This is a genomic window from Streptomyces thermodiastaticus (assembly GCF_014656135.1).
Lineage (GTDB): Bacteria > Actinomycetota > Actinomycetes > Streptomycetales > Streptomycetaceae > Streptomyces > Streptomyces thermodiastaticus.
Genome location: NZ_BNBV01000024.1, coordinates 14,081 through 38,117, shown reverse-complemented (window position 1 = coordinate 38,117; position 24,037 = coordinate 14,081). Strand labels below are relative to the sequence as shown.

The window sequence follows — 24,037 nt, the reverse complement described above, 5'->3', positions numbered from 1 at the left end:
AGGAAGCGCGAGCCTCGCGTACCCCGGACATGTGAAAAACACGCGATGGTCCGGCCGGTCGTACGGCGGCCCCGCCGCGCTCCGAAGGCCGCGGCGGGGCCGTTGGTCAGGAGGAGCGGTGGACCGGTCGTGTCAGCGCAGCCGCTGGCTGATGACTTTCGACACACCATCGCCCTGCATGGACACGCCGTACAGGGCGTCGGCCACCTCCATGGTGCGCTTCTGGTGCGTGATCACGATGAGCTGCGAGGTCTCCTGCAGCTCCCGCATGATCCCGATCAGCCGCTGGAGATTGGTGTCGTCCAGAGCGGCCTCGACCTCGTCCATCACGTAGAACGGGCTCGGGCGCGCCTTGAAGATCGACACCAGCAGGGCGACGGCCGTCAGCGAGCGCTCCCCGCCGGAGAGCAGGGACAGCCGTTTGACCTTCTTGCCCGGCGGGCGGGCCTCCACGTCCACCCCGGTGGTGAGCATGTCGTCCGGGTCGGTGAGGACGAGACGGCCCTCCCCGCCGGGGAAGAGCCGGCTGAACACGCCCTCGAACTCGCGCGCGGTGTCGCGGAAGGCCTCGGTGAAGACCTGCTCGACGCGCTCGTCGACCTCCTTGACGACCCGCAGCAGATCGGCCCGTGTCTTCTTCAGGTCCTCCAGCTGCTCGCTGAGGAACCGGTGCCGTTCCTCCAGCGCCGCGAACTCCTCCAGCGCCAGCGGGTTGACCTTGCCGAGCTGCTGGTAGGCGCGTTCGGCGGCCTTCAGCCGCTTCTCCTGCTCGGCCCGCACGAAGGGCCGGGGCCGGCCCTGCGGGTCGTCCGGGTCGTCGGGCGGCGCCTGGCCGTCGGCGGGCACCGGGGGCGGCACCGGCTGGTGCGGCCCGTACTCCTCGACCAGCACCGACGGTTCCACGCCGAGTTCTTCCAGGGCCTTGGTCTCCAGCTGCTCGATCCGCAGCCGTTTCTCGGCGCCGAGCACCTCGCCGCGGTGGACGGAGTCGGTCAGCTTGTCCAGCTCGGTCTTCAGGTCGCGGGCCGCGGTGCGGGCGGCGGCCAGCTCCTGCTCCGCCCGTTCCTTGGCCGCCTCGGCGGCGGCCCGCTCCTGTTCGGCACGGGTCACGGAGACCTCGATGTGCGCCAGCAGCTGCCGGGCGCCCGCGGCGACGGCCCGGGCGACGGCCGCCTCGTGACGCAGCCGGGCGCGCCGCTGCTCGGCCCGCGCCCGGGCCTCGCGTTCGGCGCGGGCGGCCCGGTCCAGCGCGTCGGCCCGGCCGGCCAGCGCCTTGACCCGCTCTTCGTGGGTGCGGACCTGGAGGCGGGCCTCCATCTCGGTCTGCCGGGCGTTGGCGCCGTCGGCGGCGAGCCGGTCCCGCACGGAGGTGTCGGGCTCCTCCTCGACGGGCGTCTCCTGGGCGACGGCGAGGCGTTCGGCGAGTTCCTCGGCCTCGGCGAGCGCGGCGTCGAGCGTCTCCTGCGCGCGGGCGGCGGCGGCCGCGGCGCGCTCCGCCTCCCCGGCGGCGCCCCGGGCCTGCCCGGCGAGCCGGCCGAGCTGCTGGGCGAGGGCCGACCTCTCCCGGTCGGCGGCCCGCCGCCGCTCCCCCAGCTCCTCGACCAGTGCGGCGCACCGCGCGCGCCGCTCCTCGGCCCGCTGCCGGGCCTCGGTCAGCTCCTCGCAGCGCACCTCGAGGTCCGCCAGCTCCGCGGCCGCCTCGTCCACGGCGGCCTGCACCTGAAGCAGACTGGGCGCTCCGGCCGACCCTCCCTGTGCGAGGTGCGCGGCGAACAGGTCACCCTCGGCGGTGACGGCGGTGAGGTGGGGGTGCGCCGCCACCAGCTTCTCCGCGTCCTCAAGGGTGTCCACGACCACGATGCCGTGCAGCAGCCGGCGCACCGCCGGCATCAGCTCGGCGGGCCCCTGGACCAGGTCGGCGGCGAAGGGATGGGCGAGAGACGGCGTGTGCGGGACGGCAGGGGCCGCCTCCGGCGCTCCGGAGACGAGCAGGGTGGCCCGGCCCGCGTCCTGGTCGCGCAGCAGGCGCAGGGCGTCGGCGGCCGCGGCGGGTGTGGCCACCACGACGGCGTCCGCGGCGGCGCCGAGGGCGGCGGCCAGCGCGGTCTCGTTGCCGGGGGCGGTGGTCAGCAGCCGGGCGGCCGGGCCGAGCAGGCCGGCGAGGCGGTCCTTCGCCTCCAGCAGGGCGCCCGTGCCGTCCTTGCGGCGCAGGTTCAGTGCGAGGGCCTCGTGACGGGCCCGGGTGGCGGCCCGGCGGCGTTCGGCATCCGCCGCGGCCTCGCGGGCGGCGGCCAGGGCGTCCTCCGCCTCGGCGAGCGCCGCCTTCGCCGCCTCGTGCCGCGCGGCGAGCGCGTCATCGTCCTCCTCGGCTCCGTCGACCTCGGCGCGCAGCGCCTCGTACTCCTCCTGGGCGTGCGTCGCGCGTTCCTGGGCCTCGTCCCGGGCGGCGGCCAGGCGGTCGATCTCGGCCTGCGCGGAAGCGGCGCGCGAGCGGGCCGCGCTCACCTGGGCGCCGAGCCGCGCCAGTCCTTCGCGGCGGTCGGCGATGGCGCGGGCGACGTCCTTCAGGCGGCGTTCCTCGGCGGCGAGTTCGCGTTCCAGCTCGGCGCGGTGGGCGACGGTGTCCTCCAGAGCCCGCCGGGCCGCCTGGAGGGCCGCCTCCAGTTCGGCTTCCTGGTCACGGATGCGGGCGGCCTCGCGTTCCAGGTCCTCCGGGTCGCGTCCGCGGCGTTCCTCGACGGGCTGGGTGGTGGCGCTGTGCACGCGGGCGTCGGCGAGCGAAATGCTGCCGCGGACGCGTTCGGCCAGCCGGCTCAGCTCGTACCAGGTCTGCTGGGCGCGCTGCACGCGCGGGGCGAGCCGGCGGGTCTCCTCCTCCAGCAGGGCCTCGTGCTGGAGGGCCTTGTTCAGTTCGGCCTCGGCGGCGTCCTTGCGTTCCTTCAGGGCCGCCTCGTCGGCGATCTCGGCCCGCAGCGCCTCGCGGAGCTGTACGAGGTCGTCGGCGAGCAGGCGCAGGCGGGCGTCGCGCAGGTCGGCCTGGATGACGGCGGCCTTGCGGGCCGCGGCGGCCTGGCGGCCCAGCGGTTTGAGCTGGCGGCGCAGCTCGTCGGTGAGGTCCTGGACGCGGGCGAGGTTGGCCTGCATCGCGTCCAGTTTCCTGAGCGCCTTCTCCTTGCGTCTGCGGTGTTTGAGGACGCCGGCGGCCTCCTCGATGAAGGCGCGGCGGCCCGAGGGGTCGGCGTGCAGGACGGAGTCGAGCTGGCCCTGGCCGACGATGACGTGCATCTCACGGCCGATGCCGGAGTCGGACAGCAGTTCCTGGATGTCCAGCAGCCGGCAGGTGTCGCCGTTGATCCGGTACTCGCTGCCGCCGTTGCGGAACATCGTCCGCGTGATGGTGACCTCGGTGTACTCGATGGGCAGCGCGCCGTCGGAGTTGTCGATGGTCAGGGACACCTCGGCCCGGCCGAGGGGCGGGCGGCCGGTGGTGCCGGCGAAGATGACGTCCTCCATCTTGCCGCCGCGCAGCGACTTGGCGCCCTGCTCGCCCATGACCCAGCTGAGCGCGTCGACGACGTTGGACTTGCCCGAGCCGTTGGGGCCGACGACGCAGGTGATGCCCGGTTCGAACCGGAGCGTGGTCGCCGATGCGAACGACTTGAACCCCCGCAGGGTCAGGGCCTTGAGGTGCACGCCGCCGCACTCTACCCGCCGCTTTTACCGCACTCCACGAACCCTCGCAAGCGCGCGGTTTCGCGCATGACCTTGCAGGGCACATCAGAATCAAGAGCCGGACGGGTGCGCGGGGGAGGGCGGACGGCGGACCCGGGGGACGCCGGGAGGACGACAAGGCGCGGGGCAGGGAAGAAGGGACGCCGAGGCGCCCCTTGCAACGGTGAGAACTGGGCGGTCGACGGCACCCCGACCACAGTGTCGTGGTGCGATGCAGTGATCAGGTGAGCGCAGGCTCCGCCTGGTTCGCGTCGACACGCTCCACGACCCTGTCGCGAGAAGCGCCGGCCGTCAGCGCGTCGTTCTCCGCCTGAATCCGTACGAGTTCGGCTTCCAGGTCCTGGACGCGCTGCTGGAGCCGCCGCATCTCGGCGAGGAGTCGCGGGTCACAGCCGCCGACGTAACCGAGAAGCGCCTTTGCCATGATGGATGGTCCTCCACAATGAGTGACCGACCGATGCGGTGTGGGTCGTGAGGGATTCGCACCCGCAGTGCCTGGCACTGGTCGTCGTGCGGCCTTTCATCCATGCCAAACAGCTTCAGGTGCGCGGGCTTTCAGCGTCTCACCAAAAAGTTTGACGGTCAACACGATCACGCCCCGTATCGAACGGTGTCCCCGAGTACGCGCGCCGGAGCCCACCCGGACGCCCGCCGCGGCCGCCGGGCTCGCTCCGTGGGGACCGTCCGATGGGGACGCAGGGTGCGCGACACCCCGCACGCCCCCGGTCACCTGCTTCTTTCCCCGCCGGCGCGACGAGACGCGAGGGCTGTGCCGGCCCTGGCCGGGGCGTGCGCTCAGCGGATCGCGAAGCCGTCGTAGCCCCCGCGCGGTGTGTCCCAGATCTCGGTCACCCCGTCCACGCGTCCGGGCGTGTCGCCGTCCTTCAGCCAGGCGAGCAGCTGCTCGCAGCCCTCCTTGGGCCCTTCCGCCACGACCTGCACCCGGCCGTCGTCCAGGTTCAGGGCGAAGCCCCGCAGACCGCCGATCTCCAGCGCACACGCCCGTGTGAACCAGCGGAAACCCACGCCTTGGACCCGTCCGCGCACCCAGGCGACCAGTCGCACATCCTCGCTCATGACGGCAACCTAACCGGGCGATGTGCGTGAGAGCACGTCCGCCACCCACGCCATGCGGTACTGTCCCGGTCCGATGCATCTCATCTGAAACTCACTCGATCGAGTGAGTCCGGTTGATCGCGACGGCCCAGTGCGCATGACGCCGCCGCTGGGACGGGGAGGGCCAGGACATGGGACGCCACCGACGCTCCGCCGCCGGCCGCGCCACCACGGACCGTGCCACCGGGACGACGGACACCCACGGCATCCACGCACCAGGGCACGGGCCCGGGACGCAGCACGCCGACGACCGGGCGGGTCGAGGCCACCGCACGCGGCGGGCCGCCAGGCCGGTCCGCACCGGCTTGCTCGGTGTCTCGGCCGCGGTCGCCCTGGGCACGGTCGCGGTCTCCAGCGGCGTGCTTCCGGGCCTGCCCTCCTTCCTGCCGGGAGGCGCGAACGGCGGCCCGGAGGAAGTGCGGGCCGCGAGCGGGCCGCCGGACAGCGCGAGCGCGCAGGGCGGAGCGTCCGCCGGTGCGGTTCCCGGCAGCCGGCCGAGCACGCCCGCCGCGAGCCGCAGCACCCGCCCGCCTTCCTCCCCCACCCCGTCCGCCTCCGCCTCGGCATCCGCCTCCGCCGCACCGCCGGCCACCCCGCGCGCCACCGGACCGGCAACCGCGTCGACGAACTCCCGCACGGAACGGACCGGCACACCGTCCCGTGCGACCAGCGCTCCCGCACCGGCACCAGCCCGCTCCGCGCAGCAGGACGGCTCGGCGGCCGCGGCCGAGGCGCAGGTGCTGGCGCTGGTCAACCAGGAGCGGGCCACGGCGGGCTGCCGTCCGCTGACCACGAGCAAGGCGCTGACCTCGCTGGCCGAGAACTTCAGCCGGGCCATGGCCGAGCAGGGCTTCTTCGACCACACGGACCCCAGCGGCGCCACACCGTGGGACCGGGCGGCCCGGGCCGGCATCACCGGCCTCGGCGGCGAGAACATCGCCCGCGGCCAGCCCGACCCCGAGTCGGTGATGGACTCCTGGATGAACAGCCCCGGCCACCGGGCCAACATCCTCAACTGCGATTTCACCACCCTGGGCGTGGGCGTCCACTACGGCCCGGGCGGACCGTGGTGGACGCAGGACTTCGGGTACTGACGCGACCGTCCGGCCCGGGCGGACGAACGGGGTCCTGGGCCCGTGGCGGGCGTCGATCGACTCGTGGCGGGCGTCGATCCAGGTGCCCGGCAACGTGCGGCCGTGGCACGCTGCCGGCCCGCGTCCTTGCTGGTGGTGGACCGGTGGTGCCTGGATCCACTGGTGGGCGCAGCACATGGTCGACGGCTCACCGGATCCGGCCACCGGCTCCCGCTGGATCTCCGGTCCGCGTGACCGGCGGCTCGGTCGCGGACGCAGGCCGGGGCCGGTGCTCCCTGCGGGGCGGCGACCGGGTCGCGTACGCTTCGGTCATGAGCATCACACCGGAGTGGGTCGCGCGGCAGGAGCACCCGGCGCCGGACCACCCGGCGCGCGATGCCGCGGAGGCGAATCTCCCGTACAACGTCTTCGCCCGGGCCTGCCCTTCGCGCGGCACGCTGGAGCATGTGACGGGACGGTGGGGGGCGCTCACCATGGGCGCCTTGTACGAGGGGTCCCTCCGCTTCAACCAGCTGCGCCGCCGGGTGGACGGGGTGAGCGAGAAGATGCTGTCCCAGACCCTGCACGCGCTGGAGCGCGACGGTCTGGTGCACCGTGAGGCGCAGCCGACGAACCCGCCCCGTGTGGACTACGAACTGACCCCGCTCGGGCGTGAGGTCGCCGAGCGGCTGCTGGCCCTCATCGAGTGCGTGGAGGGCCGGATGGACGAGGTGCTGGCGGCCCGCGCGCGTTACGACGCCGCGCGGGGCGGGCGCTGACACCTCGGGCAGAAGTAGCTGGAGCGGTTCATCCAGGGGCGCCGGCGTATCGGGGTGCCGCAGCGGCGGCAGGGCAGGCCCTCGCGTCCGTAGGCGTCCAGGGACCGGTCGAAGTAGCCGGACTCGCCGTTGACGTTGACGTAGAGGCTGTCGAAGCTGGTCCCGCCGACGGCCAGGGCCGCGTTCATCACGTCGCGGATGTGGGTCAGCAGCTCGGCCGTGCGGGGACGGGTGAGGCCGGCCGTGGGGCGGTCGTAGTGGATGCGGGCCCGCCACAGCGCCTCGTCGGCGTAGATGTTGCCGACTCCGCTGATCAGCGACTGGTCGAGCAGGGCCCGTTTGATCGTGGTGCGCTTGCGGCGCAGCGCCCGGTGGAAGGCGTCCTCATCGAACAACGGGTCCAGCGGGTCCCGGGCGATGTGGGCGATGACGTCGGGCAGTCCGTCGGGGGTGTTGGGGTGCAGTGACAGGCCGCCGAAGGTGCGCTGGTCGACGAAGCGCAGTTCGGTGCCCAGCTCGTCGGCGAAGCGTATGCGCACCCGCAGATGTTTCTCGTCCGGTGCCTCGTGGGGCTGGACCAGCAGCTGGCCGCTCATGCCCAGGTGGGCCAGGACCGACTCGCCGGACTCCTCCAGCGGCAGCCACAGATACTTGCCGCGCCGCCGGGGCGTGCCGATGTGCCGGCCCCTCAGGCGCTGCACGAAGTCCTCGGGCCCGGCGAGATGGCGGCGCACGGCGCGCGGGTGCAGTACCTCGGCGTCGATGACCGAGCGGTGGGCGACCCACCGCTCCAGGCCGCGCCGGACGACCTCGACCTCGGGCAACTCGGGCATGCGGACCCCTGGGGCGGACCGCAGCCGGCTGCGGTCCGGTGGACAGTGAGAGCGCCCGCACCTCGAGCCGGGCGGCTCGGGATGCGGGCGCTCGGGACTGCTCTCTCAGGCGGTGGCGGTCGACGTGTCGCCGTCCGCGGCGGCCTCGCCGGCCTCCTGCTTGGCGCGCTCGTCCGCGGCGGCCCGGATGGCCCGCCAGGCGGACTCGGCGGCCTGCTGCTCCGCCTCCTTCTTGCTGCGGCCGGTGCCGGTGCCGTACGAGACGCCTCCGACGCGGGCGGCAGCAGTGAAGGTCTTCTCGTGATCGGGGCCGGTCTCCGTGACCAGGTACTCGGGGACGCCGAGCCCCTCGGTCGCGGTCAGCTCCTGCAGGCTGGTCTTCCAGTCCAGGCCGGCGCCGAGGTTGGAGGACTTCTCGATCAGCGGGTCGAACAGGCGGTGCACCAGTTCGGCGGCCGCCTCCAGCCCCTGGTCGAGATAGACCGCGCCGATCACCGCTTCCAGGGTGTCGGCGAGGATGGATGCCTTGTCCCGGCCGCCCGTGCCTTCTTCACCACGGCCGAGCCGGATGAAGGACCCGAGGTCGAGCCCGCGGCCCACCTCCGCCAGTGCGCGCGAGTTGACCACCGCGGCCCGCAGCTTGGCCAGCTGGCCCTCGGGCAGGTCGGGGTGGGTGCGGTACAGCGTGTCCGTGACGACGAGGCCCAGGACGGAGTCACCGAGGAACTCCAGCCGTTCGTTCGTCGGCAGACCGCCGTTCTCGTACGCGTAGGAACGGTGGGTCAGCGCTCGCACCAGAAGGGCGGACTCGACCTTGTAGCCGAGCCGCCCTTCCAGAAGCGTGTGGGACGAGGCTTTGTTGTCCGATGGGCCACTCCCGCTCGCGCGGGAAGAGTTCTTCTTCGCCGTGGACACGGTGCCTCTCACCAGCCGCTCAGACCTCGAGGACCTGGCGCTTGTTGTAGGTGCCGCACGACGGGCACGCGGTGTGCTGCAGCTTCGGCTCGTGGCAGCGCTCGCACGCAACCAGGGTGGGGACCGCAGCCTTCCACTGCGACCGGCGGTGGCGCGTGTTGCTGCGCGACATCTTCCGCTTCGGAACGGCCACGGCTACTTCTCCTGCTTCTCGTCGGCGCTCGCATCGGCGCCGCTGGTCTCGTCCTTCTCGCCGTCCCTCATGGTGTCGGCGAGTCCCTGCAATGCCGCCCAACGGATGTCGACGGCGTCGTGGTGGTGGTCCGGGTCGTCCGCGAGCCGTGCCCCGCACTCGGAGCACAGTCCCGGACAGTCTTCCTGGCACACCGGCTGCATCGGCAGTGCGAGCACCACCGCATCCCGCAGCAGAGGTTCGAGGTCGATCAGACCGTCCTCGACAAAGAGCATGTCCTCGTCGTCCTCGGCGTCGTCGCCCGGTTCCGCGGTCACGCGACCCCGGTCGTCGGCGTCAGGGTACGAGAACATCTCCTGGAAGTCCGCTTCGACGTCCAGCCGGAGCGGCTCCAGACACCTTACGCACTCCCCCTCGGCCCGTGCACGGGCGGTCCCTGTCACCAGGACACCTTCCATGACCGATTCGAGCCGGACCTCGAGTTCGACCGGTACGTCCTGAGGTACCCCGATGACTCCCTTGAGACCGAGGTCCTTCGGTGCGGGGACCGAGCGGGACAGGCGCTGCAACGCGCCGGGCCGCCGTCCCAGCTCGTGCGTGTCGAGCACGAGAGGGTTGCGGTGGTCGAGGCGGGCGTTGTGGGCCATTCCTGCTTTCCGAACTCGTGGGGACGCCGCCGCGGTGGTGTCGTCCGGGCAGCGCTGATCGCGGACGTAGGCGCGACCGAACAATCAGGATAACGGACCTTGCGCCTCCGGCCCAATCCGCGGCTTCGGCGCGGGCCGGTGCGGGCTCGCTGTCACAGCCCGCGCCCCTGCTCGTAGGCCCGCAGCTGCTCGGCGCTGATCATGCTGGTGTCGAACAGGCTCGTCTCGTCCAGGGCGTAGTCCTGCCGGGGCCGCTGCGCCTGCTGTGCCTGCTGTGCCTGCTGGAGGTCGTAGGCGGACGTCTGCTGCGGGTCGTAGCCGGGCGTGTGTGCGTAGCCGCCGGCGGCGTACGGGTCGGCCTGCTGGTAGCCGTACGGGTCGGCCTGCTGCCCGTAGCCCTGCCCGTAGCCGTAGGGGTCGCTCTGCGCCTGCTCGTGGGCGTAGCCGTAGGACGGCTGCGGGTCGTAGGCCGGCTGCTGCGGGGCGGGCGGCCCGGCGGGCGCGGGCGCCGGGGAGTCGGCGAGGGACGCGAGGCCGTCGAGGTAGTCGGCGTCGCTGGAGTGCTGGTAGGTCGTGGTGTCGTCGGCAAGGGCGCCGAGGTCGTCGGTGGCGATGCGGCCGTGCAGCTTCTGCCGGCCCCGTCCGACGGCCTCCAGGGTCTTGGCCAGGACCGCCTCGAAGGCGCCCAGCTTGGCGTCGACGTAGGCGTCGGCGTTGCGGCGCAGGGTCTCGGGGTCGTGGCTGCGCTCGGGCGCGTCCTCGTCCTCGTAGCCGTCCTCGTCGAGGCCGGGGCCGGTGCCGAGGAGCTTCTCCCGGCCGCGGCCGACCGAGCCGAGGGTCTTGGTGAGGACGACCTCGAAGTTGGCGAGCTTGGAGTCGACGTAGTCGTCGGCCTCGGCGCGGATCTCCTCGGCCTCCCTGCGGGCCTCGGCGAGGATCCGGTCGGCCTCGGCCTGGGCGCGCCGGGCGATCTCGGTGTCGGCGATCAGCGAGCCGCGTTCGGCGTGGGCGGACTCGATGATCCGCTCGGCCTCGCGCCGGGCCTCCTCCACGACCTGGTCGCGGTCCCCGATCAGCTCCTGGGCCTGAGCGAGGGAGCCGGGCAGCGCCTGGCGGACCTCCTCCAGCATCCCGAGCAGTTCCGCGCGGTTGACCACGCACGAGGCCGACATGGGCATGGACCGGGCGCCGGAGACCGTGGCCACGATCTCGTCGAGCTTCTTCTGCACGTCCACGGTGTGCTCGCCACTCCTGCCGAGGTGTTGGAGACGGACGGGACGACTGTACGACCACGCGACGGCCGCCGGACACCGGGTGTGACGACCGGTCAGGTCGCGCGCGGGCTCAGTCCTTGCGCAGCTTGCGCGTCAGGGCGTCCAGCACCTGCGGCGGCACCAGGTGCGAGACGTCGCCGCCCCAGGCCGCGACCTCCTTGACCAGGGAGGACGACAGGAAGCTGTAGGTGGGGTTGGTGGGCACGAACAGCGTCTCGACGCCGGAGAGGCCGTTGTTCATCTGGGCCATCTGCAGTTCGTAGTCGAAGTCGCTGACGGCGCGCAGGCCCTTGACGATGGCGGGGATGTCGCGCTGCTTGCAGTAGTCGACGAGCAGGCCGTGGAAGGACTCGACGCGGACGTTGGCGTACTCGCCGGTGACCTGCCGGATGAGATCGATGCGCTCATCGATCTCGAACAGGCCCTTCTTGGACTTGTTGACCATCACCGCCACGTAGACCTCGTCGTACAGGCGGGAGGCGCGGGCGATGATGTCGAGATGCCCGTTGGTGATCGGGTCGAACGACCCGGGACAGACGGCGCGGCGCACTTGTGATCCCTCGCTCTCCGGTCCGGTCATCGTGCGTCTTCGCACGTAGCGGCGGCGCGACCGTACCAAAAGGTTCCTTCACCGTAGCGCCGGGCCCGCAGCGCCACGAACCCCTCCGGCCAGTGGAATTCGCCGCCCCTGGTGCTGCGCTCCACGGTGACGAGGGCGTCCTGTGCGAGCCACCCCGTGGTGCTGAGTGTGAGGAGAATCTCCCGCAGATCGCCGTCCGGAACGGCGTAGGGCGGGTCGAGGAAGACGATGTCGTACGGCTCGGCCGGTGGGGCGGTGCGCACGATCTGCTCGGCTTTGCCGCTTCTGACCTCGGCGCCGGGCAGGCCCAGCGTGCGCACGTTCTGCCGCAGGGTGCGGAAGGCCCGGGCGTCGGCCTCCACCAGGAGGGTGTGCCCGGCGCCGCGGGAGAGTGCCTCCAGGCCCACGGCGCCGGAGCCGGCGTACAGGTCCAGGACGCGTTCGCCGTCCAGGGGGCCGCCGAGCAGGGACTGCCAGGTGGAGAACAGCCCTTCCCGTGCCCGGTCGGAGGTGGGCCGGGTACCGCTCCCGGGCGGGACGGCCAGGCGGCGTCCGCCGGCCCGGCCGGCGATCACGCGGGTCATGCTCTCGAATCCTTGTCGCTCGGCGCACTGGGGTGGGTGATCCCAGTCTGTCAGCCCTTCTCCAGGTACTGCTCCCGCTCCTCGTCCAGCAGGGCCCGAAGGGCCGTGCGCAGGGCCGGCAGCCGCTCCAGCTCCGGGTCGGCGGCCACGACCGCCGCCGCCTCCTGGCGTGCCTCGGCGATGATCTTGTCGTCGTCGATGACGGCGAGGACGCGCAGGGAGGACCGGGCGCCGGACTGGGCCTGGCCGAGGACGTCGCCCTCGCGGCGCTGCTCCAGGTCGATGCGGGAGAGTTCGAAGCCGTCCACGGTGGCGGCGACCGCGTTCAGCCGCTGCCGGGCGGCGCTCGCCTCGGGCATCTCGGTCACCAGCAGGCACAGTCCGGGTGCCGATCCCCGGCCGACTCGCCCGCGCAGCTGGTGCAGCTGGGAGACGCCGAAGCGATCGGCGTCCATGATCACCATCACGGTGGCGTTCGGGACGTTGACGCCGACCTCGATGACGGTGGTGGCGACCAGGACGTCCGTCTCGCCCGCCGCGAAGCGGCGCATGACCGCGTCCTTGTCGTCGGGCGGCATCCGGCCGTGCAGCGCCTCCACCCGCAGGCCCTTGAGCGGTCCGCGGGCCAGCCGGTCGGCCACGTCGAGCACGGCGAGCGGCGGGCGCCGGTCGGCCGTCTCCGCGTCCGCGGCCTTCCCGGCGCCCTTCGCCGCGTCGTCCTCCTCGTCCCCGATGCGCGGGCACACCACGTACGCCTGATGTCCCTGCGCGACCTCCTCGCGCACGCGTTCCCAGGCGCGGGTGAGGAAGTGCGGTTTGTCGGCGGCCGGGACGACATGGGTGGCGATGGGCGAGCGGCCGGCCGGGAGCTGGTCCAGGACGGAGACCTCCAGGTCGCCGAAGACCGTCATCGCGACCGTGCGCGGGATGGGCGTGGCGGTCATCACCAGCAGGTGCGGAGGCTGCCGGCCCTTGCCGCGCAGGGCGTCGCGCTGTTCGACGCCGAAGCGGTGCTGCTCGTCCACGACCACCAGCCCCAGGTCGTGGAACCGCACCTTGTCCTCGATGAGCGCGTGGGTGCCGATGACGATGCCGGCCTCGCCGGTGGCCAGGTCGAGCAGGGCCTGACGGCGGGCGGCGGTGCTCATGGAGCCAGTGAGCAGCACCACCTTGGTGGCGTGCTCGGTGCCTCCCGGCCGCGCCTCGCCGGTTCCCTGCCCGTCGCCGTCCGCGGACGGCTCGCGCCACAGTCCCCAACCGGCCAGCTCGCCCATCATCTCGGTGATGGAGCGGTGGTGCTGCTGGGCCAGCACCTCGGTGGGCGCGAGCAGCGCGGCCTGCCCGCCGGCGTCGACGACGGCGAGCATGGCGCGCAGCGCGACGAGGGTCTTGCCGGAGCCGACCTCGCCCTGCAGCAGCCGGTGCATGGGGTGTTCGGCGGCCAGGTCCGCGAAGATCTCCCGGCAGACCTTCCGCTGGCCCTCGGTCAGGGTGAACGGCAGCCGGTCGTCGAAGGCCTTGAGCAGGCCGTCGGGGCGGGGCCGGCGGGCCACGGCGGGCAGCTGCGCGTCGGCGTGCCGGCGGCGGGCGAGGGCGACCTGGAGGACGAAGGCCTCGTCCCACTTCAGCCGGGCGCGGGCCTCGGCGACGTCCGCCTTGGTGCGCGGGCGGTGGATCCGGGTCAGGGCCTCGGGCAGGGGGAGCAGGCCGCGGCCCGCGCGCAGCGTCTCGGGCAGCGGGTCGACGGCCTCCTGGGCGCTGGGCAGCACGGTCTGGACCGCCTTGGCGATCTTCCAGGACTCCAGTTTCGCTGTGGCGGGGTAGATGGGGATGAGCGCGCCGGCCCAGGACTCGGCGGACCGCACGGCGCCGTCGCCGTCGTCGCGCAGCAACTCGTAGGCGGGGTGGGCCAGTTGCAGCCGCCGGTTGAAGACGGAGACCTTGCCGGCGAACATCGCGCGGGTGCCGGGCAGGAGTTCCTTGTGGGGCTTGTGCACGCCGTTGCCGAAGAAGACCAGCTGGAGCCGGCCGCTGCCGTCGGTGATCGTCACCTCCAGGCGCAGGCCCTTGCCGCGGGGCGCCCGGGAGGAGGCGAAGGTGTGCAGACGGGCGTCGGCGACCTGGGCGACCACGGTGACGTGCTCGTCCATGGGCAGGTCGGCGAGGCGGGTGAGCCGGCCGCGCTCCTCGTATCTGCGCGGGTAGTGGTGGAGGAGGTCGCCGACGGTGTGCAGGCCGAGGTGCTCGGCCATCACCTTGGCGGTGGCGGGGCCGAGCACCTTCTTCAGTGGTTCTTCCAGTGCGGGCACGCAGTCCATTGCACACCACGCCACTGACAGTCCGGCGACGGCGCCGCGGGCTCGCTCCCGACGGTCCCGGAACCGTCGGGCTCCGGGGTCACTCCACGCCGACGAGCAGCAGCGAGCCCTGCCGGCCACCGTGGTAGACCACCGTGTCCACGGCCAGGTAGGACTCGCGGACGTGGCGCTCCAGCCGGCCGGCGAGGTCCTCCGGGGCGTCGTCGCCCAGCACCAGGGTGACAAGCTCGCCGCCGGCGGCCAGCATGCGGTCCAGGACGGTCACGGCGGTGTCGCCGACGTCGGAGCCGATCAGGGCGACGTCGCCCTCGATGAGGCCGAGGACGTCCCCGGCCTGGCAGATGCCGGCGGTGGTCCACGCGCGGCGCTCGGCGACGGTCACCTCGGCGTGGCGGGTGGCGCCGGCCGCGGAGGTCATCGCGACCACGTCCTCGTCGAAGCGGCGCCCCGGCTCGTGCACGGCGAGCGCTGCCAGACCCTGGACCGGCGAGCGGGTCGGGATGAGGGCGACCCGGACGCCCTCCGCGCGGGCCTGCTCGGCGGCCGCGGCAGCGGGGTCGTACAGCTCGGCGTCGCCCGGCAGCAGCACCACCTCGTGGGCGTGGGCGCGCCGCAGGGCCTGCAGGAGTTCCCCGCTGGCCGGCGGCTCGCCGGGCCGGGCGAGCACCGTGGTCGCCCCGGCCTCGGCGCACAGCCGGGCCAGGCCCTCGCCGGGGACGACCGCGACCACGGCGCGCTGGGCGCGCTCCGGCAGCGGCCGGCCGGCGGGCGTGATGTGCGCGTCGTCCGCGCCGAAGTGGGTGATCCGGATGCGATGGGGGCGGCCGGCCTCGACGCCCGCCTCCACGGCGGCACCGGCGTCGTCGACGTGCACGTGCACGTTCCACAGCCCGTCGCCGCCGACCACGACCAGGCAGTCCCCCAGCGTGTCGAGCCGCTGCCGCAGCCGGGCGACGGCGGCGTCGTCGGCCTCCAGCAGGTAGGTCACCTCGAAGGCCGGGCCGCCCCCCGGGGCGCAGGGCTCGGCGGCCTCCTCGGTCCGCGGTGTGTCCGCTCCGGCGGCCTCGGCACGGGCGTGCGGCACGACCGGCCGTCCTGCGGCGCCCTGCCCCGCCGCGCCCGCCGGCACCGTCGCGGCCTGCCGGCGGGCCGGGTGGGCCGGCGGCATCTTGCCCGTGAAGGTCTCCACCAGGGCCGCGAGCACCACGACCAGGCCCCGGCCGCCGGCGTCGACGACCCCGGCCCGGCGCAGAGCGGCCAGCTGGCCGGGGGTGGCGGCGAGGGCCGCGCGGGCGCCCTCGTAGGCGGCCCGGGCGACCGTGCCGCAGTCGCCGTCGGCGGTGGTGGCGGCCTCGGCGGCGGCCTCGGCGACGGACAGCACCGTGCCCTCGACCGGGTGGGCGACGGCCTGCCGGGCCGAGTCGGCGGCGTGCCGCAGGGCGCGCCGCAGGCCGTGACCGTCGGCGCGGGCACCGTCGCCGTCGCCGGCCAGCACCTGGGCCATGCCGCGCAGCAGCTGGGCGAGGATGGTCCCGGAGTTGCCGCGGGCGCCGATGAGCGCGCCGTGCGCCATCGCGCGCGCCGCCTCTGCCAGGGAGGGGCCCGGCGCACCGGCCGTGCCGCCCCGGCCGGCCTCGTGGGCGGCGAAGACGGCCTCCACGGCGGCGGCCGCGGACTCCACGGTCAGGTACAGGTTGGTGCCGGTGTCCCCGTCGGCCACGGGGTAGACGTTGATCGCGTCGATCTCCTCGCGCGCCCGCCCGAGCGCCCGCAGCGCCAGAGAGCACCAGGTGCGCACCGCCGGCGCGTCGAACGTCTGCGGCACCTGCGCCACCTGCGCCTCCCTGAGCTGCTGTGCTGCCGAGCTGGACGCAGGGTATCGGCCGGGCGGCCGCCCTCAGGAACAGGCCCGGTGAGGTCCTCGCGGCGGTCATGGTAGTTTCCCTAGGCGGGAGCGGCCGATGTATGCTGCTCCGGTTGCCCGATCCTGATCGGGCTCATCCCCTGGCAACGCCACCTGGATGTCAGACCGCTCCGTGGGAGCCCGAGGTCTGGTTCCCGGCATGCCGGGATCAACCGTAAGTGCATCTGAAGTCTTTGGAGTGACCCGTGGCTGCCACCTGCGACGTCTGCGGCAAGGGGCCGGGCTTCGGCAACAACATCTCGCACTCGCACCGCCGTACGTCCCGCCGCTGGAACCCCAACATCCAGCGTGTGCGTACGGTGGTCGGCGGGACGCCGAAGCGCGTGAACGCCTGCACCTCGTGCATCAAGGCCGGCAAGGTCTCGCGCTGACGCACAGCTACGGCTGAGCGCGCGGCCACTGTCCATTGCCGCATCGAGCCGGTCCACCTCCGGGTGGGCCGGCTTTTCGGCGTGCTCCGGCGGCCCTTGGCCTATTTGGCGTGCCCTGGCGGCCCTTGGCGTGCCCTGTGCGGTCCGCGGGGGCCCGCCGGGCGTCCGTGCCCGCCGGGTGCCCGTGGCCGGCGGCGGGGTTCCGGCCGGCCCCAGCGCCCCGCCGCCCTGCTCCTGTGCGGGCACCCTGCCCGGACCGCTACCCGGCCGTGTGCGGCCCGCGCAGGCGCCAGCCGTGGTCCACGGGGCCGATGCCCCCACCGAGCGCGAAGCCCGCGGCGATGGCGCCGGTGACGTACTCCTTGGCCGCCCTGACCGCCTCCGGCACCGCGTCGCCCAGGGCCAGCCGGGAGGCGATCGCGGAGGCGAGGGTGCAACCGGTGCCGTGGGTGTGCCGGTTGTCGTGGCGCGGGGCGCGCAGCCAGTGCTCCTCGGAGCCGTCCGTGAGCAGGTCCACGGCCTCGCCGGGCAGATGACCGCCCTTGACCAGCACCCAGGCCGGCCCGAGGGCCAGCACGGCCTCGGCGGCCTCGCGCAGCCGGTCCTCCGAGGTGACCCGGACGCCGGTCAGCTGGGCCACCTCGTCGAGGTTGGGCGTGGCCACGGTGGCCACCGGCAGCAGCCTGCCGCGGACCGCCTCCACGGCGTCGGCGTGCAGCAGCGGGTCGCCGTGCTTGGAGACGCCGACCGGGTCGACGACCGCGGGGGCGTCGGTGCCGGCGATCAATGCGGCGACCGTCTCCACCAGTTCCGGTGAGGACAGCATCCCGGTCTTGACGGCCTGGACGCCGATGTCGTCCACGACGCTGCGGTACTGGGCGCGCACCGCCTCGGCCGGCAGGTCCCAGACGCCCTGCACGCCCAGCGAGTTCTGCGCGGTGACCGCGGTCAGCACGCTCATGCCGTGCACGCCGAGGGCGAGCATCGTCTTCAGGTCGGCCTGGATGCCGGCGCCGCCGCCGGAGTCGGAGCCGGCGACGGTCAGGACCCGGGGCGGAGCGGCGCTCATGACTCGATGTCCCCGAAGTGGTCCCAGCCGCCCTTTCTGGTCCACGGCGCGCCGTCGACCGTGACCTGCGGCAGGGCCGAGGGGTTGAGCACTTCGCCGATCACTTTCCAGCGGGCCGGCAGCTTCACGTCCGGCGGGAAGGTGGCCACGATCGCGTGGTCCTCTCCCCCGGTGAGCACCCACTGCAGCGGGTCGACACCGACGGCCTGCCCGATGTCGTTCATCTGTGAGGGGATGTCGATGGCACCGGAGCGGATGTCGATACGGACCTTGCTGGCCTCCGCGATGTGCCCGAGGTCGGCGATCAGTCCGTCGCTGACGTCGCACATCGCGGTCGCGCCGAGCCCGGCGGCGGCGGGACCGGCATGGTACGGCGGCTCGGGACGGCGGTGGGCCTCCACGAAGGCCCGCGGGGAGCGGAAACCGCGGGAGAGCACCGCGTACCCGGCCGCGGACCAGCCCAGCCACCCGGTGACGGCGACGAGATCGCCGGGCTGGGCGCCGGCGCGGGTGACCGGCTCGTGATTGCGCAGATCGCCGAGGGCGGTGATGGACACCGTGATCGTGTCGCCGCGGACCACGTCGCCGCCGACCACCGAGGCGCCGGCGACCTGGCACTCGTCGCGCAGGCCGTCCATCAGCTCGGTGGGCCAGGTGACCGGGCACTCGGCGGGGACGACCAGGCCGAGCAGCAGCGCGGTCGGCACGGCGCCCATGGCGGCGATGTCGGCGAGGTTCTGCGCGGCGGCCTTGCGGCCCACGTCGTACGCCGTCGACCAGTCGCGGCGGAAGTGCCGCCCCTCGACGAGTATGTCGGTGCTCGCCACGACCCTGCGGTCGGGGGCGGCGACCACGGCGGCGTCGTCGCCGGGGCCGACCCGGACCGCCGGGGTGGTGGTGAGACGGGAGGTCAGCTCCCTGATGAGCCCGAACTCGCCGAGCTCACCAACAGTGCCCTTCATGACCCTTTCGCCCCTTCTGTCCCTGCTGTCGCTGTGCGTCCCTGATCGCGCCCCCGAGCGCGTCCCGGTCGCGCGTAGGCGCGGTCCTCGCTACGGTCGAGAAAGCCGCCACCCTCTGTCCTACCTGCACCCCCGGCACGCGGGCCATGTCCTTCGCGGGTCTGTCCGCGGCACATGGCGACGCGGTACCGTGGCGTTCCTTTTCCCCATGATCCTCGTGGCCGCCCTGGAGGTTCCGTGGTACAGGCGTACATCCTGATCCAGACGGAGGTCGGCAAGGCGTCGGCCGTCGCGGAGACGATCAGCAAACTGCCCGGTGTGATCCAGGCCGAGGACGTGACAGGACCGTACGACGTCATCGTGCGGGCGCAGGCCGACACCGTCGACGAACTGGGCCGCATGGTGGTGGCGAAGGTCCAGCAGGTGGAAGGCCTGACACGCACCTTGACCTGTCCGGTCGTGCATCTGTAGCCCCCGTCTACCCTTGGGCCGGTGAGTTCCTTGTGTCACCGGCGGTACGGCCTGTCCGCCCTCGCCGTGCCGGTCACCGCCCTGCTGGCCACCGTCGCGGGCTGTTCCGCGAGCGACGGCAGCCCCGCCGCCGCGGTCCCCAGCCCCGACGCGGCGGTGACGAAGCTGTGCCGGGATCTGGACAGGGCGCTGCCGCAGAAGGTGGACGGGCTGAGCCGCACGGACCCCCGGCCCGCGTCCGCGCTGACCGCGGGCTGGGGAAGCCCGGCGATCATACTGCGCTGCGGTGTCCCGCGGCCCGCCGCGATGAACGACCCGGAGGCGGACGGCGCCGAGATCGACGGCGTCGGCTGGCTGCTGCAGAAGCAGAGCGACGGATCGTTTCGCTTCACCACCACGCTGCGCCGGGCCTATGTGGAGGTGACCATCCCCGCCGGCCGCACGGACCGCGGCGTGGCCCCGCTGGTCGACCTGGCCCCGGCCGTCAGGAAGACGATCCCCGAGGGAATCGCCGACTGACGCCGGGGGCACCACCGCTCGGCGCACCGCCCTCGGGTGCTCAGCGCAGCCCGGTCGGGCGCCGCAGGGCCGCCTGCACCAGGCGGTCCACCAGCTCCGGGTAGGAGACGCCGCTGGCCTGCCACATCTGCGGGTACATCGAGATGGGCGTGAAGCCGGGCATGGTGTTGATCTCGTTGATCACGAACTCGCCGTCCTCGGTGAGGAAGAAGTCGGCGCGGACCAGGCCCTCGCAGGAGGCCGCCTCGAACGCCTCGACCGCGAGCCGCCGCACCTCGGCGGTCTGCTCCGCGGTCAGCGGGGCGGGCACGATGCCGGGCGTGGAGTCGATGTACTTGGCCTCGAAGTCGTAGTACGCGTGCTCCTCGGGCGGCGGGATCTCGGCCGGCACGGAGGCGCGCGGGCCGTCCTCGAACTCCAGCACCCCGCACTCGATCTCACGGCCCCGGATCGCGGCCTCCACCAGCACCTTCGGGTCGTGCCGCCGGGCCTCTTCGAGGGCGTCGTCCAGGCCGGCGAGGCCGTCGACCTTGGTGATGCCGATGGAGGAACCGGCGCGGGCGGGCTTGACGAACAGCGGCCAGCCGTGGTCGCCGGCGAAGTCGACGATCTTCTTGCGGGCAGCGGCGACGTCCTGCTCCCACTCGCGCGGCCGGATCACCGTGTAGGGGCCGACCGTGAGCCCGAAGGAGGCGAAGACGCGCTTCATGTACTCCTTGTCCTGTCCCACGGCCGAGGCGAGCACACCCGACCCCACGTACGGCACCCCGGCCAGCTCCAGCAGGCCCTGCAGGGTGCCGTCCTCGCCGAAGGGACCGTGGAGCACCGGGAAGACGACGTCGACCTCGCCGAGCGCCTTGGGCACCGCCCCCGGCTCGCTGTAGACGATCTCGCGGTTGCCCGGGTCGGCCGGCAGCACCAGGGCGCCCTCGGACGACTCGGCGACGTCCTCGACCTCGGGGGTGCGGCGCTCGGTGATGGCCATGCGCTCCGGCGCGTCGGCGGCGAGCACCCAACGGCCTTCCCGCGTGATGCCGATCGGCAGGACGTCGTACTTGGTCCGGTCGATCGCCTTGAGGACGGCGCCTGCGGTGACCGTGGAGATGCCGTGTTCAGAGCTGCGCCCGCCGAACACGACGGCCACGCGCGGCTTGCGCGGCGGCTGCTCAGGGCTGAGGGGAAGGTTCTCGGTGCTCATATCGCGACGAGAGTACCCGGTGGTCTCCACCACGTCAGCGCCCGCTCGACCGCCGTCGCGCAACGTCGCACAGACGGCGCTGAGCGTTGCGCCGGGCGTGGGGGCGGGCGGTGCCAGGCCCGCGGCCGCGCACGGACCCGGGCCCCTGGGGCGGGCCCGTGCCAGGTGCCCGCCCCAGGGGCCCGGGTCCGGCCGAGCGCTCAGTGGCGTTCGGGCTTGGCGCTGCGCGACATCAGCTCCTTCACCGCCGCCATCGGCGACTTGCCCTCGTGCACGATGGCGACGACGGTCTGTGTGATGGGCATGTCGACGCCGTGCCGGCGGGCCAGATCCAGCACCGACCGGCAGGACTTGACGCCCTCCGCGGTCTGCCGGGTGACCGCGATGGTCTCCTGCAGGGTCATGCCCTTGCCGAGGTTGGTGCCGAAGGTGTGGTTGCGCGACAGCGGCGAGGAGCAGGTGGCGACCAGGTCGCCGAGGCCGGCCAGGCCGGAGAAGGTCAGCGGGTCGGCGCCCAGGACCATGCCGAGCCGGGTGGTCTCCGCCAGGCCGCGCGTGATGAGCGAGCCCTTGGCGTTGTCGCCGAGCCCCATGCCGTCCGCGATGCCCACGGCCAGGCTGATCACGTTCTTCACCGCGCCGCCCAGTTCGCAGCCGACCACGTCGGTGTTGGTGTAGGGGCGGAAGTACGGCGTGTGGCAGGCGGTCTGCAGCCGCCGGGCCACGGCCTCGTCGGTGCAGGCCACCACGGCCGCGGCCGGCATCCGGGCGGCGACCTCCCGGGCCAGGTTGGGGCCGGTGACCACGGCGATGCGCTCGGCGGGCACCTTGGCGACGTCCTCGACGACCTCGCTCATCCGCATCGCCGAGCCGACCTCGACACCCTTCATCAGGGAGACGAGCACGGTGCCGGGGGCGAGCAGCGGCCGCCAGTCGGCGAGGTTGGCGCGCAGGGTCTGGGAGGGGACGGCGAGGACGGTGAAGTCGGCGTCGCGGGCCGCCTCGGCGGGGTCGGCGGTGGCCCGCAGATTCGGCGGGAGTTCGACACCGGGCAGATAGTCCGGGTTGGTCCGGGTGGAGTTGACCGCCTCGGCCAGCTCCGGGCGCCGGGCCCACAGGGTGACCTCGCAGCCGGCGTCGGCGAGAACCATGCCGAAGGCGGTGCCCCACGAACCGGTGCCGAACACGGCCGCCTTGACCGGCTGGCTCATGTGCCCTGCCCCTCCTCCCGGACGGCCTCGCGCGCACCCGGCCCGGTCCGGCCGGAGGCGACGGCCCCGCCCCGGCCCCGGGTGCGGGAGCGCGTCTGCTCCTGGGTCCTGCGGCGCTGCTCGATCCGCTCCTTGCGCGGGTCGTACGGCACGGCGGGGGCCTTCTCGCCGCGGATCTCCTCCAGCAGGCGCGTGATGGACGCCATGATGACCTCGGTGGCCTCCTTCAGCAGCTCCGGGGTCATCTCCCGGTCGTAGAAGCGCGAGAGGTCCACGGGCGGGCCGGCCAGCACATGGTGGGTCTTGCGCGGCAGCAGGTTCGGCTTCTTCGCGTACGGCGGCAGCAGCTCGTTGGCGCCCCACTGCGCGATCGGGATCACCGGGCACTTGGTCTGCAGGGCGACCCGGGCGGCGCCGGTCTTGCCGGTCATCGGCCAGCCGTCGGGGTCACGGGTGAGGGTGCCCTCGGGGTAGAAGGCGACGCACTCGCCGCACTGCACGGCGTCGATGGCCGCGCGGAAGGCGCTCAGCGCGTCGGCGCTCTCGCGGTAGACGGGGATCTGCCCGGTGCCGCGCATCACGGCACCGACGAGGCCCTTCTTGAAAAGCCCGCTTTTCGCCAGAAAACGCGGCACACGGCCGGTGTTGTACTGGAAATGCGCGTAGGCGAAAGGGTCGATGTGGGAATTGTGATTCACCACGGTGATGAATCCGCCGTCGGCCGGAATGTGCTCCATTCCTCGCCAGTCCCGCTTGATCAGAACCAGCAGCGGCGGTTTGCAGATCACCGCTGCGAAGCGGTACCAGAAGCCGATTCTGCGGCGGGGCACGCGGACACCTTCCTCTAGGACGTTCCCCCGGGACCGGGGCCGCACAAGTGTCGCCCCGGGCCGCCGGTCTGTCGAGAACACCGTACGCCCGCCCCGAGCCGCGGCCGCGCTCCCCGTGCCGCCCCGCCGCCCGGGCCCACCCGGCGGCACGGGGACAATGTCCGCGACGAGAGAGAGGCGAACGCCTGTGCACTGGACCCTGGTCATCCCCCTGAAACCCCTGGCCCTGGCCAAGAGCAGGCTGTCACAGGCCGCCGGCGACACCGTGCGGCCGGCGCTGGCCCTCGCGTTCGCGCAGGACACCGTGGCGGCGGCGCTGGCCTGCGCGCAGGTGAGGGATGTGGCGGTCGTCACGGACGACGCGCTGGCCGGCCGGGAGCTGTCCGCGCTCGGCGCGCAGGTCGTGCCGGACGCTCCGGCGGCCGGTCTGAACGCCGCGCTCGCGCACGGCGCACGGACGGTGCGCTCGGCGCGGCCCGGAAGTGCGGTGGCCGCCCTGAATGCGGATCTGCCGGCGCTGCGGCCCGGTGAATTGGCCCGGGTCCTGACGGATGCCGCCGCATTTCCGCGCGCTTTTCTCGCCGATGCGGCGGGCGTCGGCACGACACTTCTCACGGCCGCTCCCGGGCACGCTCTGCTCCCCGCTTTCGGCCCGGACTCCCGTGCCCGGCACCGTGCCTCGGGTGCGGTGGAACTCGATCTCGACGCGGTGGATTCCGTGCGACAGGACGTGGACACCGGCGACGACCTGCGCGCCGCCCTCGCGCTCGGCGTGGGCCCCCGTACGGCGCGTCAGGCGGCCCGGCTGCTCCTGCAGTGACCGTGACCCGGCGGCGGGCGGAGAACGTCCGGGCTCCGGGCGCGGATGCGGACGCGTGAAGGGGACGGCGCGGCCCCGCAGGCGGCGGGCAGGCCGGGTCCGTGAGCGCCAGGGACGGGGCCGCGGCGGGGCGCGGGACACAGGCGCAGGGGTCACCGGCGGGGCGCACGGGCAGGGCGCGGGCGCCGGGAGGGGCGGAACCGGAGTCACGGCGACCGGGCGGTGCCGCAGGGGGACGGCGCGGCCGTGCGGGCGCTGTCGCTGTGGCGGCCGGGCGGTGTCCGGGGCGCGGCGAGCGCGGTCACCCGGCCGTGCGGGCGGGAGTTACGCTGCCGTCATGCAGGCGACCGCGTACACGTACGACCCCGAAAGCCGCAGCGGGCAGGTGCTGCTGGACGACGGCACCCCGGTGCCGTTCGACGCGGCGGCGTTCGACGCCGGCGGGCTGCGGCTGCTGCGGCCGGGGCAGCGGGTGCGGATCGAGACCGAGGGCGAGGGCGACGGGCTGCGGATCACCCTCGTGACACTGCAGACCTTCTGAGAGGCCCTGGACACCGAACGCCCCGGACACGCCGCGGGCCGGGCTCCCTCGGGAGTCCGGCCCGGCGCGTGAGAGTT

The 24,037-nt window shown here is 73.5% G+C and carries 24 protein-coding genes; 7 read left to right on the top strand and 17 right to left on the bottom strand.

From position 1 onward, the window contains the following. Positions 1 to 132 precede the first annotated feature (132 nt). The 3 genes from smc to IE286_RS20405 all read right to left on the bottom strand — a co-directional run bounded on the left by smc (position 133) and on the right by IE286_RS20405 (position 4,809). Positions 133 to 3,693, bottom strand: a complete 3,561-nt coding sequence (smc, locus tag IE286_RS20415) for a chromosome segregation protein SMC (protein WP_189798217.1) — start codon at positions 3,691 to 3,693, stop codon at positions 133 to 135. Between the two features lie 259 nt (positions 3,694 to 3,952). Further along, the gene (locus IE286_RS20410; RefSeq protein WP_189798216.1) at positions 3,953 to 4,156 is read right to left on the bottom strand and encodes a hypothetical protein; all 204 of its coding nucleotides are present in this window, start codon (positions 4,154 to 4,156) and stop codon (positions 3,953 to 3,955) included. A gap of 371 nt (positions 4,157 to 4,527) precedes the next feature. Further along, positions 4,528 to 4,809: an acylphosphatase gene (locus IE286_RS20405; RefSeq protein WP_189798215.1), complete on the bottom strand. Its 282-nt coding sequence runs from the start codon at positions 4,807 to 4,809 to the stop codon at positions 4,528 to 4,530. Between the two features lie 170 nt (positions 4,810 to 4,979). Between IE286_RS20405 and IE286_RS20400 the strand changes: the two genes are divergently transcribed. After that, entirely contained in the window at positions 4,980 to 5,942 is a 963-nt protein-coding gene (locus tag IE286_RS20400; RefSeq protein ID WP_189798214.1) for a CAP domain-containing protein, read from the top strand. Positions 5,943 to 6,253: 311 nt separating this feature from the next. Then, the gene (locus IE286_RS20395) at positions 6,254 to 6,700 is read left to right on the top strand and encodes a winged helix-turn-helix transcriptional regulator (protein WP_189798213.1); all 447 of its coding nucleotides are present in this window, start codon (positions 6,254 to 6,256) and stop codon (positions 6,698 to 6,700) included. On the opposite strand, the gene mutM is transcribed toward IE286_RS20395, so the two are convergent. From mutM to fakA, 9 genes are all read right to left on the bottom strand, one after another. After that, positions 6,673 to 7,533, bottom strand: a complete 861-nt coding sequence (gene mutM / locus IE286_RS20390) for a bifunctional DNA-formamidopyrimidine glycosylase/DNA-(apurinic or apyrimidinic site) lyase (protein WP_189798212.1) — start codon at positions 7,531 to 7,533, stop codon at positions 6,673 to 6,675. The two genes, IE286_RS20395 and mutM, sit on opposite strands and share 28 nt — an antisense overlap. 105 nt (positions 7,534 to 7,638) lie before the next feature. Then, positions 7,639 to 8,460, bottom strand: coding sequence for a ribonuclease III (rnc, locus tag IE286_RS20385; protein ID WP_189798211.1), 822 nt, complete (start codon positions 8,458 to 8,460; stop codon positions 7,639 to 7,641). Positions 8,461 to 8,467: 7 nt separating this feature from the next. Further along, positions 8,468 to 8,641, bottom strand: coding sequence for a 50S ribosomal protein L32 (gene rpmF / locus IE286_RS20380; protein ID WP_125496153.1), 174 nt, complete (start codon positions 8,639 to 8,641; stop codon positions 8,468 to 8,470). Between the two features lie 2 nt (positions 8,642 to 8,643). Further along, positions 8,644 to 9,288 (bottom strand): YceD family protein, encoded by a 645-nt coding sequence (locus tag IE286_RS20375; RefSeq protein ID WP_189798210.1) that lies wholly within the window; start codon positions 9,286 to 9,288, stop codon positions 8,644 to 8,646. A gap of 152 nt (positions 9,289 to 9,440) precedes the next feature. After that, positions 9,441 to 10,523, bottom strand: coding sequence for a F0F1 ATP synthase subunit B (locus tag IE286_RS20370; protein ID WP_189798209.1), 1,083 nt, complete (start codon positions 10,521 to 10,523; stop codon positions 9,441 to 9,443). Positions 10,524 to 10,632: 109 nt separating this feature from the next. Then, the gene (coaD, locus tag IE286_RS20365) at positions 10,633 to 11,112 is read right to left on the bottom strand and encodes a pantetheine-phosphate adenylyltransferase (protein WP_229863219.1); all 480 of its coding nucleotides are present in this window, start codon (positions 11,110 to 11,112) and stop codon (positions 10,633 to 10,635) included. Between the two features lie 26 nt (positions 11,113 to 11,138). Beyond that, entirely contained in the window at positions 11,139 to 11,726 is a 588-nt protein-coding gene (gene rsmD / locus IE286_RS20360; protein ID WP_189798207.1) for a 16S rRNA (guanine(966)-N(2))-methyltransferase RsmD, read from the bottom strand. A 50-nt stretch (positions 11,727 to 11,776) separates the two neighbouring features. Further along, a complete protein-coding gene (recG, locus tag IE286_RS20355) occupies positions 11,777 to 14,044 on the bottom strand; it encodes an ATP-dependent DNA helicase RecG (RefSeq protein WP_189798206.1) in 2,268 nt (755 codons plus the stop codon). Between the two features lie 79 nt (positions 14,045 to 14,123). After that, a complete protein-coding gene (gene fakA, locus IE286_RS20350; RefSeq protein WP_189798205.1) occupies positions 14,124 to 15,878 on the bottom strand; it encodes a DAK2 domain-containing protein in 1,755 nt (584 codons plus the stop codon). Between the two features lie 275 nt (positions 15,879 to 16,153). Here fakA and rpmB point away from each other — a divergent pair, with 275 nt between their 5' ends. Next, positions 16,154 to 16,339 carry a 50S ribosomal protein L28 gene (gene rpmB, locus IE286_RS20345; protein WP_189798204.1) on the top strand — a complete coding sequence of 62 codons (186 nt, stop codon included), beginning with the start codon at positions 16,154 to 16,156 and terminating at the stop codon, positions 16,337 to 16,339. Positions 16,340 to 16,598: 259 nt separating this feature from the next. Here rpmB and thiD read toward each other — a convergent pair whose 3' ends face one another. Both thiD and IE286_RS20335 read right to left on the bottom strand, forming a co-directional pair. Beyond that, positions 16,599 to 17,408 carry a bifunctional hydroxymethylpyrimidine kinase/phosphomethylpyrimidine kinase gene (thiD, locus tag IE286_RS20340; protein WP_189798203.1) on the bottom strand — a complete coding sequence of 270 codons (810 nt, stop codon included), beginning with the start codon at positions 17,406 to 17,408 and terminating at the stop codon, positions 16,599 to 16,601. Next, a complete protein-coding gene (locus tag IE286_RS20335) occupies positions 17,405 to 18,370 on the bottom strand; it encodes a thiamine-phosphate kinase (RefSeq protein ID WP_189798202.1) in 966 nt (321 codons plus the stop codon). The genes thiD and IE286_RS20335 overlap by 4 nt, the downstream gene beginning before the upstream one ends. 237 nt (positions 18,371 to 18,607) lie before the next feature. Here IE286_RS20335 and IE286_RS20330 point away from each other — a divergent pair, with 237 nt between their 5' ends. After that, positions 18,608 to 18,841 (top strand): Lrp/AsnC family transcriptional regulator, encoded by a 234-nt coding sequence (locus tag IE286_RS20330; protein ID WP_125496163.1) that lies wholly within the window; start codon positions 18,608 to 18,610, stop codon positions 18,839 to 18,841. A gap of 21 nt (positions 18,842 to 18,862) precedes the next feature. Further along, a complete protein-coding gene (locus IE286_RS20325) occupies positions 18,863 to 19,360 on the top strand; it encodes a DUF3515 domain-containing protein (protein WP_189798201.1) in 498 nt (165 codons plus the stop codon). Between the two features lie 40 nt (positions 19,361 to 19,400). Here the strand turns inward: IE286_RS20325 and IE286_RS20320 are convergent, their stop codons facing one another. The 3 genes from IE286_RS20320 to IE286_RS20310 form a co-directional block, all read right to left on the bottom strand. Further along, complete coding sequence (locus tag IE286_RS20320; RefSeq protein ID WP_189798200.1) at positions 19,401 to 20,558, bottom strand: D-alanine--D-alanine ligase family protein; 1,158 nt, start codon at positions 20,556 to 20,558, stop codon at positions 19,401 to 19,403. A 200-nt stretch (positions 20,559 to 20,758) separates the two neighbouring features. Continuing rightward, complete coding sequence (locus IE286_RS20315) at positions 20,759 to 21,769, bottom strand: NAD(P)H-dependent glycerol-3-phosphate dehydrogenase (RefSeq protein WP_189798199.1); 1,011 nt, start codon at positions 21,767 to 21,769, stop codon at positions 20,759 to 20,761. Continuing rightward, on the bottom strand, positions 21,766 to 22,599 hold the full coding sequence (locus tag IE286_RS20310) for a lysophospholipid acyltransferase family protein (RefSeq protein ID WP_189798198.1): 834 nt from the start codon (positions 22,597 to 22,599) through the stop codon (positions 21,766 to 21,768). The genes IE286_RS20315 and IE286_RS20310 overlap by 4 nt, the downstream gene beginning before the upstream one ends. A 187-nt stretch (positions 22,600 to 22,786) precedes the next feature. Between IE286_RS20310 and cofC the strand changes: the two genes are divergently transcribed. Both cofC and IE286_RS20300 read left to right on the top strand, forming a co-directional pair. Further along, a complete protein-coding gene (cofC, locus tag IE286_RS20305) occupies positions 22,787 to 23,419 on the top strand; it encodes a 2-phospho-L-lactate guanylyltransferase (protein ID WP_189798197.1) in 633 nt (210 codons plus the stop codon). Positions 23,420 to 23,756: 337 nt separating this feature from the next. Next, entirely contained in the window at positions 23,757 to 23,960 is a 204-nt protein-coding gene (locus IE286_RS20300) for a hypothetical protein (protein ID WP_189798196.1), read from the top strand. Positions 23,961 to 24,037 lie beyond the last annotated feature (77 nt).